The following is a 15,561-nucleotide window of genomic DNA, read 5'->3' on the forward strand; positions in this document are numbered from 1 at the left end:
CAGTAAATTCGACCGTTTTCGAGCACAGGTGCGCCTGGTCAAAGGTTAAACAACTGTTACTTTGACCGACTCGTCGCGCGCCGTGAGTAACACTGTTTCATTTAGGCACAAACCGATGACCGCAACTGCACAGCAGCTTGAATATCTGAAAAATAGCATCAAAAGTATCCAGGACTATCCAAAGCCTGGCATTCTTTTCCGTGATGTCACCAGCTTGCTGGAAGACCCGAAAGCGTACGCGCTCAGCATTGAACTGCTGGTCGAGCGTTATAAAAACGCCGGGATCACCAAAGTAGTAGGTACCGAAGCCCGCGGCTTCCTGTTTGGCGCACCGGTTGCGCTGGCGATGGGCGTGGGTTTTGTGCCGGTGCGTAAGCCGCGCAAACTGCCGCGTGAAACCATCGCCGAGAGCTATGAGCTGGAATACGGCACCGATCAGCTGGAAATTCACGTTGATGCCATCAAGCCCGGCGACAAAGTGCTGGTGGTGGACGATCTGCTGGCTACCGGCGGCACCATTGAAGCGACCGTCAAGCTGATCCGTCGTCTGGGTGGTGAAGTGACCGACGCGGCATTCATCATCAACCTGTTCGATCTCGGCGGCGAGCAGCGCCTGGAAAAACAGGGTATTACCAGCTACAGCCTGGTGCCTTTCCCGGGTCATTAATCCCGTATCTCACAACCTCGCTCAATGGGTGAGGTTGTGATAGCATTCCCCTCCATTAATTCACCTTCCAGCGTTGCAGAGCCTGCCCATGAGTTATCAGGTGTTAGCCCGTAAATGGCGACCACAAACCTTTGCTGACGTTGTCGGTCAGGAACATGTGCTGACGGCCCTGGCGAACGGCTTGTCGCTAGGTCGCATCCATCACGCCTATCTTTTTTCCGGCACCCGCGGCGTCGGTAAAACCTCTATTGCCCGTCTGCTGGCAAAAGGTCTGAACTGCGAAACCGGGATCACCGCCACCCCGTGCGGCGTGTGTGACAACTGCCGCGAGATCGAGCAGGGGCGTTTTGTCGATCTGATCGAGATCGACGCCGCCTCGCGCACCAAGGTGGAAGACACCCGCGATCTGCTCGACAACGTGCAGTACGCCCCGGCGCGCGGCCGCTTCAAGGTCTATCTGATCGATGAAGTGCACATGCTGTCGCGCCACAGCTTCAACGCCCTGCTGAAAACGCTGGAAGAGCCGCCTGCGCACGTTAAATTCCTGCTGGCGACCACCGATCCGCAAAAGCTGCCGGTCACGATCCTGTCGCGCTGCCTGCAATTCCATCTGAAGGCGCTGGACGTTGAGCAGATCCGCGCTCAGCTTGAGCATATTCTCGATGAAGAGAACATTGTTCATGAACCGCGCGCGCTGCAACTGCTGGCCCGTGCGGCGGACGGCAGCCTGCGCGATGCGCTAAGCCTGACCGACCAGGCGATTGCCAGCGGTGACGGTAAGCTCTCCACCGACGTGGTCAGCACCATGCTCGGCACGCTGGATGACGATCAGGCGCTGTCGCTTATCGAAGCGATGATCGCCGCCAACGGTGAGCGGGTGATGACGCTCGTCAACGATGCCGCCGCCCGTGGCATTGAGTGGGAAGCGCTGCTGGTCGAGATGCTCAGCCTGCTGCACCGCGTGGCGATGCTGCAACTGTCCCCGTCGGCCATTGGCGCGGACATGGCGACCATTGAGCAGCGGATGCGTGAACTTGCGCGCACCGTGCCGCCGGCTGACGTGCAGCTTTATTATCAAACCCTGCTGATTGGCCGCAAAGAGCTGCCGTTTGCGCCGGATCGCCGGATGGGCGTTGAGATGACGCTGCTGCGCGCGCTGGCTTTCCATCCGCGTATGCCCTTGCCGGAGCCGGAAACGCCCCGACAGTCCTTTGCGCCGGTTGCGCCGACGGCGGTAATGTCACCGCAGCAGGTGCCACCGCAGCCGGCATCGCCGCCGCCGCAAAACGTGCCGCTGTCGGATGCCACCAGTTCGGTGCTTGCCGCACGAAGCCAGTTGCAGCGTGCGCAGGGAGCAACCAAACCAAAAAAGAGTGAACCGGCAGCGCCAGGAAGAGCGCGGCCGGTGAACAACGCCGCGCTTGAACGACTGGCTTCGGTAACGGAGCGCGTACAGTCGCGCCCGGCACCGTCCGCGCTCGAGCAGAAAGCCCCGGCTAAAGAAGAGGCTTACCGCTGGAAGGCGACCACCGTTGTTGAGACGGTCAAGGAAGTGGTCGCCACGCCGAAAGCGCTGAAAAAGGCGCTGGAGCATGAAAAAACGCCGGAGCTTTCCGCCAGGCTTGCCGAAGAGTCCATCGCGCGCGACGCCTGGGCCGCTGAGGTCAGCAAACTGCAACTGCCGAAGCTGGTGGAGCAGGTCGCGCTGAACGCCTGGAAAGAGCAGGAAGGCAATCAGGTGCGTCTGCACCTGCGTCCCGGCCAGCGGCACCTCAACTCCCCCGGCGCGCAAAAGGCGCTGGCCGAGGCGCTCGCCGCTTTACAGGGCATGCCGGTTGAATTGACTATCATTGAAGATGATAATCCGGCGGTGAAAACGCCGCTCGAGTGGCGACAGGCGATTTATGAAGAGAAGCTCGCGCAGGCGCGCGAGTCGATTATCGCGGATAACAACATCCAGACCCTGCGCCGGTTCTTCGACGCCGATCTGGATGAAGAGAGTATTCGCCCCCTTTGATCGTGAGTCTGACTTACGGTTGTAATCCTTAACGTGAAAGAAGAGAGAAGCCTATGTTTGGTGGAAAAGGCGGTCTGGGTGGCCTGATGAAGCAGGCTCAGCAGATGCAGGAAAAAATGCAGAAGATGCAGGAAGAGATCGCTCAGCTGGAAGTCACGGGTGAATCCGGTGCCGGTCTGGTCAAGGTGACCATCAACGGTGCGCATAACTGCCGTCGCGTTGAAATCGACCCGAGCCTGCTCGAAGACGACAAAGAGATGCTGGAAGATCTGGTTGCAGCCGCGTTTAACGATGCCGCTCGCCGTATCGACGAAACCCAGAAAGAGAAAATGGCCTCTGTTTCCAGCGGTATGCAGCTGCCGCCGGGCTTTAAGATGCCGTTCTGATGCAAACCAGTCCGCTGCTCACGCAGTTAATGGAAGCACTGCGCTGCCTGCCGGGCGTTGGCCCGAAGTCGGCGCAGCGTATGGCGTTTACGCTATTGCAGCGCGACCGCAGCGGCGGGATGCGCCTGGCGCAGGCTTTGACCCGCGCTATGTCAGAAATTGGTCACTGTGCGGATTGCCGGACCTTTACCGAGCAGGACGTCTGTAACATCTGCACGAACCCGCGTCGTCAGGAAAACGGCCAGATTTGCGTGGTGGAGAGTCCGGCGGACATTTACGCCATCGAACAAACCGGGCAGTTTTCCGGCCGCTATTTCGTGCTGATGGGGCACCTCTCCCCGCTGGACGGCATTGGCCCGGACGATATCGGTCTCGATCGCCTTGAACAGCGTCTTGAGTCCGAGACGATCAAAGAGGTGATCCTCGCCACCAACCCCACGGTGGAAGGGGAAGCCACGGCCAACTATATCGCCGAGCTGTGCGCGCAGTACGGCGTTGACGCCAGCCGCATCGCCCACGGCGTGCCGGTCGGCGGCGAGCTGGAGATGGTCGACGGCACCACGCTGTCGCACTCTCTGGCCGGACGTCACAAGATTATTTTCTGACCAAACGGAGGCTGCGTGCGCGGCCTCCGCTTGAAAATTTCCCCCCTTATCCCCATCTCTCACTCAACGTTTTACAACCCCATTAAATGGCATTGTTGAGGTCGACTTAGATGAAAGGACAAGAAACCCGTGGTTTCCAGTCAGAAGTGAAACAGCTTCTGCACCTGATGATCCATTCCCTGTATTCCAACAAAGAAATTTTCCTGCGTGAGCTGATTTCCAACGCCTCCGATGCGGCGGACAAGCTGCGCTTCCGCGCGCTGTCCAACCCGGATCTGTATGAAGGCGACGGCGAGCTGCGCGTGCGCGTCTCTTTCAATAAAGAGAACCGCACCCTGACGATTGCCGATAACGGCATCGGGATGAATCGCGACGAGGTGATCGACCATCTTGGCACCATCGCTAAATCCGGCACCAAAGCGTTCCTGGAGTCCATGGGCTCTGACCAGGCGAAAGACAGCCAGCTGATCGGTCAGTTCGGCGTGGGCTTCTACTCGGCGTTCATCGTGGCGGACAAAGTCACCGTGCGCACCCGCGCGGCGGGCGACAGCGCCGAGAACGGCGTGCTGTGGGAATCCAAAGGGGAAGGCGAATACACCGTTGATGACATCACCAAAGCAGATCGCGGCACCGAAATCACCCTCCACCTGCGCGAAGGCGAAGATGATTTCCTGAACGACTGGCGCGTACGCTCCATCATCAGCAAATATTCCGACCACATCGCGCTGCCGGTAGAGATTGAAAAACAGGAAGAGAAAGACGGTGAAACCGTGGTTTCCTGGGAGAAAATCAACAAGGCGCAGGCGCTGTGGACGCGTAACAAGGCTGAAATCAAAGACGACGAGTACAACGAGTTTTATAAGCACATCGCCCACGACTTTACCGATCCGCTGACCTGGAGCCACAACCGCGTGGAAGGGAAGCAGGAGTACACCAGCCTGCTGTACATTCCGGCGCAGGCACCGTGGGACATGTGGAACCGCGATCACAAGCACGGCCTGAAGCTGTACGTGCAGCGCGTCTTCATCATGGATGACGCAGAGCAGTTCATGCCGAACTATCTGCGCTTTGTTCGTGGCCTGATAGACTCCAACGATCTGCCGCTGAACGTCTCCCGTGAAATCCTCCAGGACAGCACCGTCACCCGTAATCTGCGTAACGCCCTGACCAAACGTGCGTTGCAGATGCTGGAAAAACTGGCGAAAGACGACGCGGAAAAATACCAGACCTTCTGGAAACAGTTCGGCCTGGTGCTGAAAGAAGGTCCGGCGGAAGACACCGCGAACGTGGAAGCTATCGCTAAGCTGCTGCGCTTCGCCTCTACGCACACCGACTCTTCCGCACAGACCGTGTCGCTGGAAGAGTACGTCTCCCGCATGAAGGAAGGGCAGGAGAAGATCTACTACATCACCGCCGACAGCTATGCGGCAGCGAAGAGCAGTCCGCACCTGGAGCTGCTGCGTAAGAAAGGCATCGAAGTGCTGCTGCTGTCTGACCGCATCGACGAGTGGATGATGAACTACCTGACCGAGTTCGACGGTAAGGCGTTCCAGTCCGTTGCCAAAGCTGACGAGTCCATCGACAAGCTGGCGGATGAAGTGGACGAAAGCGCGAAAGAAGCCGAGAAGGCGCTGGAGCCGTTCGTTGAGCGCGTGAAAACCCTGCTGGGCGACCGCGTGAAAGAGGTGCGCTTCACGCACCGTCTGACCGATACTCCGGCGATTGTCACCACCGATGCGGACGAAATGAGCACCCAGATGGCGAAACTGTTCGCTGCGGCGGGCCAGGCCGTGCCGGAAGTGAAATATATCTTTGAGCTTAATCCGGATCACCCGCTGGTGAAACGCGCGGCGGATACTCAGGACGAAGCCCGCTTCGCCGAGTGGGTTGAGCTGCTGCTGGATCAGTCCCTGCTGGCCGAGCGCGGCACCCTGGAAGATCCTAACCTGTTCATTAAACGTGTGAATGCGCTGCTGCTGGCGTAACTGACCACGTCTCCCCTGGTCTTCTCCCTCTCCCCGTGGGAGAGGGCCGGGGTGAGGGCACCAGACCGCACTCTCCCAAATTATCTCCCCTCATTAACCGTTTCAGCCTCCCCGCCTTCCTTGAGCGATACCCGTTCTGGTGGTATTGTTTAGCGCTTTTGAAAAATTGAATCGACATTTGAGGGGATTTTCGCAATGCGTATTATTCTGCTTGGCGCTCCGGGCGCGGGTAAGGGAACTCAGGCTCAGTTCATCATGGAGAAATACGGTATTCCGCAAATCTCTACCGGTGACATGCTGCGTGCCGCTGTTAAATCTGGCTCCGAGCTGGGCAAACAAGCTAAAGACATCATGGATGCAGGCAAGCTGGTGACCGACGAGCTGGTTATCGCGCTGGTCAAAGAGCGCATTGCTCAGGAAGACTGCCGCAACGGTTTCCTGCTGGACGGCTTCCCGCGCACCATTCCTCAGGCTGACGCCATGAAAGAAGCGGGCATCAACGTGGACTACGTGCTGGAGTTCGACGTGCCGGACGAGCTGATCGTTGACCGTATCGTTGGCCGTCGCGTACACGCTGCCTCTGGCCGCGTTTACCACATCAAATTCAACCCGCCTAAGGTTGAAGGTAAAGACGACGTGACCGGCGAAGAGCTGACCACCCGTAAAGACGATCAGGAAGAGACCGTGCGTAAGCGCCTGGTGGAATACCATCAGATGACCGCGCCGCTGATCGGCTACTACACCAAAGAAGCGCAGGCGGGTAACACCAAATACGCAAAAGTTGACGGCACCAAAGCCGTGGCTGACGTACGTGCAGAGCTGGAAAAAATCCTCGGCTAACCGCACCTCTCTCACCCGGAATCCCGGGTGAGAAAAATTCTCATCTTACCTATTACAGCAATGGGTTTCGTTTAAACGCATTTCCGCTACAATTGACAACCTATCAAATGGTTAAGAGGCGTGAATGAGTCAGGCGAAAACCGGCATCCTGCTTGCCAATCTGGGCACCCCAGAAGCACCTACTCCAGCGGCGGTAAAACGCTACCTGCGACAATTTTTAAGCGACACGCGCGTCGTGGATACCCCAAGACTGCTGTGGTGGCCACTGCTGCGTGGCGTTATTCTGCCGATTCGTTCTCCGCGTGTGGCAAAGCTCTATCAGTCCGTGTGGATGGAAGAGGGCTCGCCGCTGATGGTTTACAGCCGTCGTCAGGAAAAAGCGCTGGCCGCCCGTCTGCCGGACATGCCCGTTGCGCTCGGCATGAGCTACGGTAAGCCTTCGCTGGCCAGCGCCGTCGATTCTCTGCTGGCGCAGGGCGTTGAGCACATCGTGGTGCTCGCCCTTTACCCGCAGTATTCGTGCTCCACAGTGGCTGCCGTCTGGGACGAACTGGCGCGCATTCTGGCGACTCGCCGCCGTATTCCCGGTATTACCTTTATCCGCGACTACGCCGATAACGAGCTGTATATTCAGGCGCTCGCCAGCAGCGTGCGCGCGTCGTTTGAAAAACATGGCGAGCCGGATCTGCTGCTGCTTTCCTATCACGGTATTCCGCAGCGTTTCGCCAACGAAGGGGATGATTACCCCCAGCGCTGCCGCGATACGACCCGCGAGCTGGTCTCTGCGCTCGGCCTGCCGCCGGAGAAGGTAATGATGACCTTCCAGTCGCGCTTTGGCCGCGAGCCGTGGCTCACGCCGTATACCGATGAAACGCTTAAAATGCTGGGCGAGAAGGGCGTGAAGCATATTCAGGTGATGTCGCCGGGCTTCTCGGCGGACTGTCTGGAAACGCTGGAAGAGATTGCCGTCCAGAACAAAGAGTTCTTCATGGAGGCGGGCGGAACGAAATACGAATACATTCCGGCGCTTAACGACTCTCCTGAACACATCGACATGATGGTGTCGCTGGTCACCACTCGCCGCTGATCGCGTTACGGGCCGGGTTTGTGCTACCATTCCCGGCCCGTATTCTTTGCACAGTTCAGACCATGAAATTTCCCGGTAAACGTAAGTCCAAACACTATTTCCCCGTCGATGCCCGCGATCCGCTGCTACAGCAAATCCAGCCGGAAAGCGAAACCAGCGCAGCCTGGGTGGTGGGTATCGATCAGACGCTGGTGGACATTGAAGCCAAAGTGGATGACGCGTTTGTCGCTCGTTATGGTCTGAGCGCCGGGCACTCGCTGGTGATTGAGGATGACGTTGCTGAAGCGCTGTATCAGGAGCTGAAGCGCGACAATCTCATCACCCACCAGTTTGCCGGCGGCACCATCGGTAATACCATGCACAACTACTCCGTGCTGGCAGATGACCGCTCGGTCCTGCTTGGCGTGATGTGTAGTAATATCGAAATCGGTGGCTATGCCTACCGCTACCTGTGCAATACCTCCAGCCGCACCGATCTGAATTATTTGCAGGGCGTTGACGGGCCGATTGGCCGCTGCTTTACGCTGATTAGCGATTCCGGCGAACGGACCTTCGCCATCAGCCCAGGCCATATGAACAAGCTTCGCGCCGAAAGTATCCCGGAAGAGGTGATCGCGGGCGCGTCTGCGCTGGTGCTGACCTCCTACCTGGTGCGCTGCAAACCGGGCGAGCCGATGCCTGAAGCGACCATGAAGGCGATTGAGTACGCGAAGAAATACAACGTGCCGGTGGTCCTGACGCTGGGCACCAAATTCGTGATTGCCGACAACCCGGAGTGGTGGCAGGCCTTCCTGAAGGAGCACGTCTCCATTCTGGCGATGAACGAAGAAGAGGCCGAAGCGTTGACCGGCGAAAGCGATCCGCTGCTGGCGTCCGATAAAGCGCTGGACTGGGTGGATCTGGTGCTCTGCACCGCCGGTCCGGTTGGGCTGTACATGGCGGGATTCACGGAAGAAGAGAGCAAGCGCAAAACCCAGCACCCGCTGCTGCCGGGGGCGATTGCCGAATTTAACCAGTACGAATTCAGCCGCGCCATGCGTCATAAAGACTGCGTAAACCCGCTGCGCATCTTCTCCCACATCGCACCGTATATGGGCGGTCCCGAGAAGATCATGAACACCAACGGCGCGGGCGACGGCGCGCTGGCCGCGCTGCTGCACGACATCACCGCTAACGCCTACCATAAAACCAACGTGCCGAACTCCAGCAAACACAGGTTCACCTGGCTGACCTACTCCTCGCTGGCGCAGGTGTGCAAGTACGCGAACCGCGTGAGCTATCAGGTGCTGAACCAGCATTCGCCGCGCTTAACGCGAGGGCTGCCGGAACGGGAAGACAGCCTCGAAGAGGCGTACTGGGATCGTTGATTGTTAAAAGAAAACCCCGGTGGCGCTACGCTTACCGGGGCTGCTTGTAGGCCTGCTAAGCGTAGCGCCAGCAGGCTTTTTTTACCCCGTCACCGCCTCTTCAACCGGCGGCTTCGTCAGCAGCGTCAGCATGGTGTTTGCAATCTCACGCTCGCCCATCACCACCTGATTCGCGCCGCGCTCGGTGATGTAGTCCACCTCGTCGTCATAGTGCGCTCGGGCAATGATCTCAATACCCGGGCACTTCTCGCGCGCGGACGCCACGATCTCACCGGCCTCGTACCCGTTCGGGATCGTCAGCAGCAGCCAGCGGGCGCAGTCCAGATGCGCAAGCTCCATAATCTCTTCGTTAGCCGCGTTGCCCAGCACCGCACGAATGCCGCGCTCGCGAAGCTCATCCACGCGCGTGCGTGACGTCTCAATCACCACCAGCGGAATGCCCTGCGCCATCAGCTTCTCGCCGAGCAGGCTGCCGACGCGGCCAAAGCCGACCAGCAGCGCGTGGTTGCAGATATCCACCGGGATCTGCTTCTCATCTTCCGTTGCCTCTTCCAGCGTCTGCTCTTCGAGGGTTTCGGTCTTCTCGAGGTATTTTTCCAGCAGGGCAAACAATACCGGATTGAGCATGATGGAGAGGATCGCCCCCGCCAGCACCAGATTTTGCCCCGCCTGCGGCAGCAGGTTCAGAGCCATACCCAGACCGGCCAGAATAAAGGCAAACTCACCAATCTGCGCCAGGCTGGCGGCAATGGTCAGCGCCGTGCGCGGCGAGTGGCCGAACATCCGCACCAGGAAGAAGGCCGCCAGCGACTTACCGAAGATGATGATTGCCAGCGTGCCCAGCACGGCCAGCGGCTGATGAATCAGGACCATCGGGTCGAACAGCATCCCGACGGAGACAAAGAACAGCACCGCGAACGCATCGCGCAGCGGCAGGGTATCGTGCGCGGCACGGTGGCTCAGTTCGGACTCGTTCAGCACCATTCCGGCGAAGAACGCGCCCAGCGCAAAGGAGACGTCGAACAGCTCGACGGCGCCAAAGGCAATGCCCAGCGCCAGCGCAAGGACCGAAAGCGTAAACAGTTCACGCGAGCCGGTAGCGGCGCTGCGGGACATGATCCACGGCACCAGACGACGGCCCACCAGCATCATGATGGCGATAAACGCCACCACCTTACCGATGGTAATGCCCATATCCAGCGCCAGCGAGGCGAAGCCGATATTCTCTTTTTCCATCATCCCGGCGACGGCGGGCAGCAGCACCAGCGTCAACACCATCACCAGATCTTCTACAATCAGCCAGCCGATCGCGATTTGCCCGCGCTGGCTGTCTATCAGCTGTCTCTCTTCAAGCGCGCGCAGCAGCACCACGGTACTGGCGGTTGAAAGACACAGCCCAAATACGATGCCGGTCATGATTGACCAGCCCAGCACCGCCGAAAGCGCCATGCCCAGCAGCGTCGCCACCCCTATCTGGGCGATCGCTCCCGGTATGGCGATCGACTTTACCGCCATCAGATCCTTCAGCGAAAAATGCAGACCGACGCCAAACATCAGCAGGATAACGCCCAGTTCCGCCAGCTCCGGTGCAAGTTTGGTATCTGCGACAAAACCGGGCGTAAACGGTCCTGCCAGCACGCCCGCTAACAAATAGCCTACCAGGGGCGAAATACGCAGTTTGTTGGCAATCATGCCGAGGATAAAAGCGAGCACAAGTCCACCAACAATGGTGGTGATAAGCGGTGTGGCGTGGTGCATTCCGTCTCCTTTCGCGATGGGTGATCCATTTTTGGTGCAAATACCAAAAAGCCGATTAATAGTTTATGACAATTTTTACCCTTATGTTTATGAATAATTGTTGAAACAGGAATAAAAAGGCAATAAGCGTGAAAAAGGGCAGGTTTTACTAAGTTTGCGGGGAGGAGTCAGAGGAAAGCCTTATGGCATCAGGTTATCCGGCTGCCAAAGTTTAACTTTGGCAGCCGTGAAATTACGCTTTATGGCGGTTGTCAGGCAGGAATATGGTCAACATCCCCAGAAGTGGCAGGAAAGCGCAGATTTTATAAACCAGGAAGATGCTGGTGTGGTCTGCAACCATCCCTAACACGGCTGCGCCAAGGCCGCCCATGCCAAAGGCAAAACCGAAAAAGAGGCCGGAAACCATACCGATACGTCCCGGCAGTAGCTCCTGCGCATAGACCAGAATGGCTGAGAATGCCGATGCGAGAATAAAACCAATAATCACCGTCAAAATCCCGGTCCACTCCAGACTTGCGTACGGTAAAAGAAGGGTAAACGGTGCGACGCCGAGGATAGAGCCCCAAATCACATATTTACGCCCAATTTTATCGCCAACAGGCCCTCCAATCACCGTGCCTGCCGCCACCGCAAACAGGAAGGCGAAGAGGTGAAACTGGGCGTTTTGTACCGATAATCCGAATTTTTGCATTAGATAGAAGGTGTAATAGCTGCTGATGCTCGCCATATAGAAATATTTTGAGAAAATCAGCACCAGCAGCACGCTGACGGCCAGGATCACCTTGTTGCGCGGAAGCGGGTTGATAACCTTCGCCACAGGCTTACCCTTATTCACGCGATGCTGCGCGGCATACCAGCGGCTGATTTGCGCCAGCACGACAATCGCCAGCAGCGCGGCCAGCACAAACCACGCCACGTTGCCTTTACCGTAGGGCGCAATGATTACCGCCGCCAGCAGGGGACCAAGGGAGCTACCAAAGTTGCCCCCCACCTGGAACAGAGACTGCGCCAGCCCGTGACGTCCGCCGGAGGCCATACGCGCCACGCGGGACGACTCCGGATGGAATACCGATGAACCGGTACCCACCAGCGCCGCGGCAACCAGTACCGCCTCAAAGCTGCCCGCCATCGCCAGCAGCACCAGCCCGCTCAGGGTGAAGCACATACCAATGGGCAGCGACCATGGCATCGGGTATTTGTCCGTCCAGTAGCCCACCACCGGCTGTAGCAGTGAAGAGGCCAGCTGGAAGGTCAGGGTAATCATCCCGATCTGCACGAAGGTTAATGAGAACTCGGACTGCAACAGCGGATAGATCGCCAGAATCAGCGACTGGATCATGTCGTTGAGCAGGTGAGAAAGACTGATTGCGCCTAATACTTTAAAGGAAGTGCGCGATTTCGGCGGCGACGCCGGAGCGCCCTGAACAGGCTGGGTTGATTCACTGATTGCCATAAATACCACGTCAATTTGTTATTAGAGATGCAGGGAGTAATTATTATCCGACTAACATACTCGTCCGTGACATTTGAAGAAAGTCGCAATTCTGAAAACTTATTTGTCTATTCTTGTGAGTCACTGTAATTTTTGCGTTTGTCTATGGGTCAGGGAGAGAGAAGATGAAGTTAATAAAGCGTGGCGTCGCGCTGGCGCTCATCGCCGCATGGGGGCTGACAAGCCTGCCCGCGCAGGCTTATGAAAAAGATAAAACCTATAAAATTACCATTCTCCACACGAACGATCATCACGGCCATTTCTGGCGCAGCGAATACGGTGAATATGGCCTGGCGGCGCAAAAAACGCTGGTGGACGGCATTCGCAAAGAGGTCGCGGCCCAGGGCGGCAGCGTGCTGCTGCTGTCGGGCGGGGATATTAATACCGGCGTACCGGAATCGGATTTACAGGATGCCGAGCCTGATTTTCGCGGCATGAATCTAATCGGCTACGACGCGATGGCGGTCGGAAACCACGAGTTTGATAATCCGCTGAGCGTGCTGCGCCAGCAGGAGAAGTGGTCCAAATTCCCGTTCCTTTCCGCCAATATTTATCAGAAAAGCACCGGCGAGCGCCTGTTTAAACCGTGGGCGCTGTTTAAGCGTCAGGATCTGAAGATCGCGGTCATCGGCTTAACCACTGACGATACGGCCAAAATTGGCAACCCTGAATATTTCACCGACATTGAATTCCGTAAACCGGCGGACGAAGCGAAGCTGGTGATCCAGGAGTTGCAGCAGAATGAAAAGCCGGATGTGATTATCGCGACCACCCACATGGGGCATTACGATAATGGTCAGCACGGCTCCAACGCGCCGGGCGACGTAGAGATGGCGCGCAGCCTGCCAGCGGGCTCGCTGGCGATGATTGTGGGCGGCCATTCGCAGGATCCGGTCTGCATGGCGTCGGAGAACAAAAAGCAGGTGGACTACGTGCCGGGCACGCCGTGCGCGCCGGACCGTCAGAACGGGATCTGGATCGTGCAGGCCCACGAGTGGGGGAAATACGTTGGCCGCGCGGATTTTGAATTCCGTAACGGCGAGATGAAGCTGGTGCACTATCAGCTCATCCCGGTGAACCTGAAGAAGAAAGTCACCTACCCGGACGGCAAAAGCGAACGCGTACTCTACACGCCAGAGATCGCTGAAAACCAGCAGATGCTCTCCCTGCTGACGCCGTTCCAGAGCAAAGGGAAAGCGCAGCTGGACGTGAAGATTGGCACGCTTAACGGTCGTCTGGAAGGGGACCGCAGCAAAGTCCGCTTCGTGCAGACCAACATGGGGCGTCTGGTGCTGGCCGCGCAGATGGCGCGCACGAATGCGGATTTTGGCGTGATGAGCGGCGGCGGTATTCGTGATTCCATCGAAGGCGGAAACATCACCTATAAAGACGTGCTGAAGGTACAGCCGTTTGGCAACGTGGTGGTGTATGCGGACATGAGCGGGAAAGAGGTGATTGACTACCTGACGGCCGTGGCGCAGATGAAGCCGGACTCGGGGGCGTATCCGCAGTTTGCTAACGTCAGCTTCGTGGCGAAGGACGGCAAGCTCAACGATCTCAAGATCAAGGGTGAGCCTGTTGATCCGGCGAAAACCTACCGCCTGGCAACGTTAAGCTTCAATGCCACCGGCGGCGACGGCTATCCGCACATTGATAACAAACCGGGCTATGTGAATACCGGCTTTATTGATGCGGAGGTGCTGAAGCAGTTTATCCAGCAGAATTCACCGATTGACGTGAACGCGTATGAGCCGAAGGGCGAGGTGAGCTGGCAGTAGTGGTTTTGTTGCCGGGTGGCGGCTACGCCTTACCCGGCCTACGATTCGAATGTAGGCCCGGTAAGCGCAGCACCACCGGGCAATTTTCTCAATCCCGGCGCGCAATATCCGCAAACGTCGCATCCAGCATTTTCGCCAGATCGCCCGCGGCCAGTTCGATATCCAGCCCGCGCTTGCCGCCAGAAATGTAGATCGTCTCAAATTCCTGCGAAGGCGCATCGATCAGCGTCGGCAGACGCTTTTTCTGGCCGAGCGGGCTGATCCCGCCGACAAGATATCCGGTCGTGCGTTGCGCAACCATCGGGTCGGCCATATCGACCTTTTTCGCCCCCAGCGCTTTGGCCACTTTTTTCAAATCGAGCTGACCGGCGACGGGCGTCACCGCCACGGCGAGGTGCTTCATATCGCCATTCACCGCGACCAGCAGCGTTTTGTAGACCTGGTCCGCGTTCAGCCCCAGCTTGCGCACCACTTCATCACCAAAGTTGGTTTCGTTCGGATCGTGATCGTAGGTGTGGATCCGGAAAGAAATTTTGTTTTTTTCGAGTAATTTAACGGCGGGAGTCATGGCTATCCTTCTTACGACAGACGATTCATACCAGCAGCATACGCCTGACGTTTGTCTAAAAAATAGCACCATCTTGCGCAATAGTATTGGCAGTGATGGTCACTTTGAGCGACAATCGGCTCAACCGAAGGTCACTTCGGTATAATAAAAACGATGAAATTCCTCTTTGACGGGCCAATAGCGATATTGGCCATTTTTTTACTTCAGCAGCGACGGCAAATTCCCTTCGCCGTACAAATGCAACGCGCCAACCGCGACGACATAACGACCAGCAGGCAGGGCATACAGCGTCTCCCGCCACGCCTGGTTACGCGCGTTCATCAGCACATCATACAACGATTCACTGAACGTCGACGGTAACGCCAGCTTGCCGTCTGCCGGCGGCGCGTCCAGCCACCAGCCAATCATGGTTTGCAGAAGCCGCGCATTGGTGTGCCAGTGGGTCAGGGTATCTTCCAGCAGCATACGTCCGTCGTCCGGAAGCTGACGCAGGAGCGCTATCTGGCTGTCCGTCCCTTCCAGTTCGATGACGGGCATAGTGCGCGCCCGTGCCATATTCAGCAGCTGATAATCAATGCCGTAATCGCCGCGCAGGCCCAGGCGCTGCGCCTGCGTGGCCTGTAACACCATCGCGATTTGCCACAGCGGCAGGGTATCAATCATGGATAGCGATACGCCCGTCTCGTTGGCAATGCGCGTCAGCTCCGCGAGCTGAGCATCGTCCAGACGTTCCGCCAGCGGGAGGTCGCTTTCCAGCCCGGCAAACGGCGACTCGTGGCCGGAGATGTCGGCCTCGACGATCAGCGCGTCGGCGCGCTTCAGCAGTTTAATCAGGCCGGCGGGCAGGGGTGACATATCCTGTGTGCCCATATGGATGCTTCCCACCAGGTGCAGATGCCGTCCGCCCGGAAGCGAAATATCCATGCCGGGCCAGGCATAACGGCGGGGAAAGAGGGCGCGAAACGATGCTTTTATACGGCTAAACAGACTCATACGCGCTCCATGATCGGA

General features: G+C 57.7%; 13 protein-coding genes and 1 other annotated feature. Of the genes, 9 read left to right on the forward strand and 4 right to left on the reverse strand.

Features of this window, described 5'->3' with window-relative positions; translation table 11 throughout:
• Positions 1 to 115: 115 nt before the first annotated feature.
• The 8 genes from apt to IM300_RS10875 all read left to right on the forward strand — a co-directional run bounded on the left by apt (position 116) and on the right by IM300_RS10875 (position 8,954).
• Positions 116 to 667 carry an adenine phosphoribosyltransferase gene (gene apt / locus IM300_RS10840; RefSeq protein ID WP_000127359.1) on the forward strand — a complete coding sequence of 184 codons (552 nt, stop codon included), beginning with the start codon at positions 116 to 118 and terminating at the stop codon, positions 665 to 667.
• A gap of 88 nt (positions 668 to 755) precedes the next feature.
• A complete protein-coding gene (gene dnaX / locus IM300_RS10845; protein ID WP_193036460.1) occupies positions 756 to 2,684 on the forward strand; it encodes a DNA polymerase III subunit gamma/tau in 1,929 nt (642 codons plus the stop codon).
• Positions 2,014 to 2,078, forward strand: a sequence feature (DnaX frameshifting element). It overlaps the preceding gene by 65 nt.
• A gap of 53 nt (positions 2,685 to 2,737) precedes the next feature.
• The gene (locus IM300_RS10850) at positions 2,738 to 3,070 is read left to right on the forward strand and encodes a YbaB/EbfC family nucleoid-associated protein (RefSeq protein WP_003858972.1); all 333 of its coding nucleotides are present in this window, start codon (positions 2,738 to 2,740) and stop codon (positions 3,068 to 3,070) included.
• On the forward strand, positions 3,070 to 3,675 hold the full coding sequence (recR, locus tag IM300_RS10855) for a recombination mediator RecR (RefSeq protein ID WP_006809843.1): 606 nt from the start codon (positions 3,070 to 3,072) through the stop codon (positions 3,673 to 3,675). The genes IM300_RS10850 and recR overlap by 1 nt, the downstream gene beginning before the upstream one ends.
• A 110-nt stretch (positions 3,676 to 3,785) precedes the next feature.
• Positions 3,786 to 5,660 carry a molecular chaperone HtpG gene (gene htpG, locus IM300_RS10860; protein ID WP_063869013.1) on the forward strand — a complete coding sequence of 625 codons (1,875 nt, stop codon included), beginning with the start codon at positions 3,786 to 3,788 and terminating at the stop codon, positions 5,658 to 5,660.
• 195 nt (positions 5,661 to 5,855) lie between these two features.
• Positions 5,856 to 6,500, forward strand: a complete 645-nt coding sequence (gene adk, locus IM300_RS10865) for an adenylate kinase (RefSeq protein WP_006809841.1) — start codon at positions 5,856 to 5,858, stop codon at positions 6,498 to 6,500.
• 124 nt (positions 6,501 to 6,624) lie between these two features.
• Entirely contained in the window at positions 6,625 to 7,587 is a 963-nt protein-coding gene (gene hemH, locus IM300_RS10870; protein ID WP_063451657.1) for a ferrochelatase, read from the forward strand.
• Positions 7,588 to 7,649: 62 nt separating this feature from the next.
• Positions 7,650 to 8,954, forward strand: a complete 1,305-nt coding sequence (locus IM300_RS10875) for an inosine/guanosine kinase (RefSeq protein WP_063451656.1) — start codon at positions 7,650 to 7,652, stop codon at positions 8,952 to 8,954.
• 81 nt (positions 8,955 to 9,035) lie between these two features.
• On the opposite strand, the gene ybaL is transcribed toward IM300_RS10875, so the two are convergent.
• Together ybaL and IM300_RS10885 are read right to left on the reverse strand one after the other, a co-directional pair.
• A complete protein-coding gene (ybaL, locus tag IM300_RS10880) occupies positions 9,036 to 10,712 on the reverse strand; it encodes a YbaL family putative K(+) efflux transporter (protein ID WP_107534822.1) in 1,677 nt (558 codons plus the stop codon).
• A 232-nt stretch (positions 10,713 to 10,944) separates the two neighbouring features.
• Complete coding sequence (locus tag IM300_RS10885) at positions 10,945 to 12,165, reverse strand: MFS transporter (protein WP_063451654.1); 1,221 nt, start codon at positions 12,163 to 12,165, stop codon at positions 10,945 to 10,947.
• A 164-nt stretch (positions 12,166 to 12,329) separates the two neighbouring features.
• Here IM300_RS10885 and ushA point away from each other — a divergent pair, with 164 nt between their 5' ends.
• Complete coding sequence (gene ushA, locus IM300_RS10890; RefSeq protein ID WP_131636097.1) at positions 12,330 to 13,982, forward strand: bifunctional UDP-sugar hydrolase/5'-nucleotidase UshA; 1,653 nt, start codon at positions 12,330 to 12,332, stop codon at positions 13,980 to 13,982.
• Positions 13,983 to 14,070: 88 nt separating this feature from the next.
• On the opposite strand, the gene ybaK is transcribed toward ushA, so the two are convergent.
• Together ybaK and IM300_RS10900 are read right to left on the reverse strand one after the other, a co-directional pair.
• Complete coding sequence (gene ybaK, locus IM300_RS10895) at positions 14,071 to 14,550, reverse strand: Cys-tRNA(Pro)/Cys-tRNA(Cys) deacylase YbaK (protein ID WP_063451652.1); 480 nt, start codon at positions 14,548 to 14,550, stop codon at positions 14,071 to 14,073.
• 198 nt (positions 14,551 to 14,748) lie between these two features.
• Complete coding sequence (locus IM300_RS10900) at positions 14,749 to 15,543, reverse strand: TraB/GumN family protein (RefSeq protein ID WP_102749828.1); 795 nt, start codon at positions 15,541 to 15,543, stop codon at positions 14,749 to 14,751.
• Positions 15,544 to 15,561 lie beyond the last annotated feature (18 nt).

The organism is Enterobacter cloacae complex sp. I2 (genome assembly GCF_014896205.1).
Taxonomy (GTDB): domain Bacteria; phylum Pseudomonadota; class Gammaproteobacteria; order Enterobacterales; family Enterobacteriaceae; genus Enterobacter; species Enterobacter quasihormaechei.

Coding starts and splice junctions, on each gene's coding strand:
- apt (WP_000127359.1), top strand. CDS start 116: ATGACCGCAACTGCACAGCAGCTTGAATATCTGAAAAATAGCATCAAA.
- dnaX (WP_193036460.1), top strand. CDS start 756: ATGAGTTATCAGGTGTTAGCCCGTAAATGGCGACCACAAACCTTTGCT.
- IM300_RS10850 (WP_003858972.1), top strand. CDS start 2,738: ATGTTTGGTGGAAAAGGCGGTCTGGGTGGCCTGATGAAGCAGGCTCAG.
- recR (WP_006809843.1), top strand. CDS start 3,070: ATGCAAACCAGTCCGCTGCTCACGCAGTTAATGGAAGCACTGCGCTGC.
- htpG (WP_063869013.1), top strand. CDS start 3,786: ATGAAAGGACAAGAAACCCGTGGTTTCCAGTCAGAAGTGAAACAGCTT.
- adk (WP_006809841.1), top strand. CDS start 5,856: ATGCGTATTATTCTGCTTGGCGCTCCGGGCGCGGGTAAGGGAACTCAG.
- hemH (WP_063451657.1), top strand. CDS start 6,625: ATGAGTCAGGCGAAAACCGGCATCCTGCTTGCCAATCTGGGCACCCCA.
- IM300_RS10875 (WP_063451656.1), top strand. CDS start 7,650: ATGAAATTTCCCGGTAAACGTAAGTCCAAACACTATTTCCCCGTCGAT.
- ybaL (WP_107534822.1), bottom strand. CDS start 10,712: ATGCACCACGCCACACCGCTTATCACCACCATTGTTGGTGGACTTGTG.
- IM300_RS10885 (WP_063451654.1), bottom strand. CDS start 12,165: ATGGCAATCAGTGAATCAACCCAGCCTGTTCAGGGCGCTCCGGCGTCG.
- ushA (WP_131636097.1), top strand. CDS start 12,330: ATGAAGTTAATAAAGCGTGGCGTCGCGCTGGCGCTCATCGCCGCATGG.
- ybaK (WP_063451652.1), bottom strand. CDS start 14,550: ATGACTCCCGCCGTTAAATTACTCGAAAAAAACAAAATTTCTTTCCGG.
- IM300_RS10900 (WP_102749828.1), bottom strand. CDS start 15,543: ATGAGTCTGTTTAGCCGTATAAAAGCATCGTTTCGCGCCCTCTTTCCC.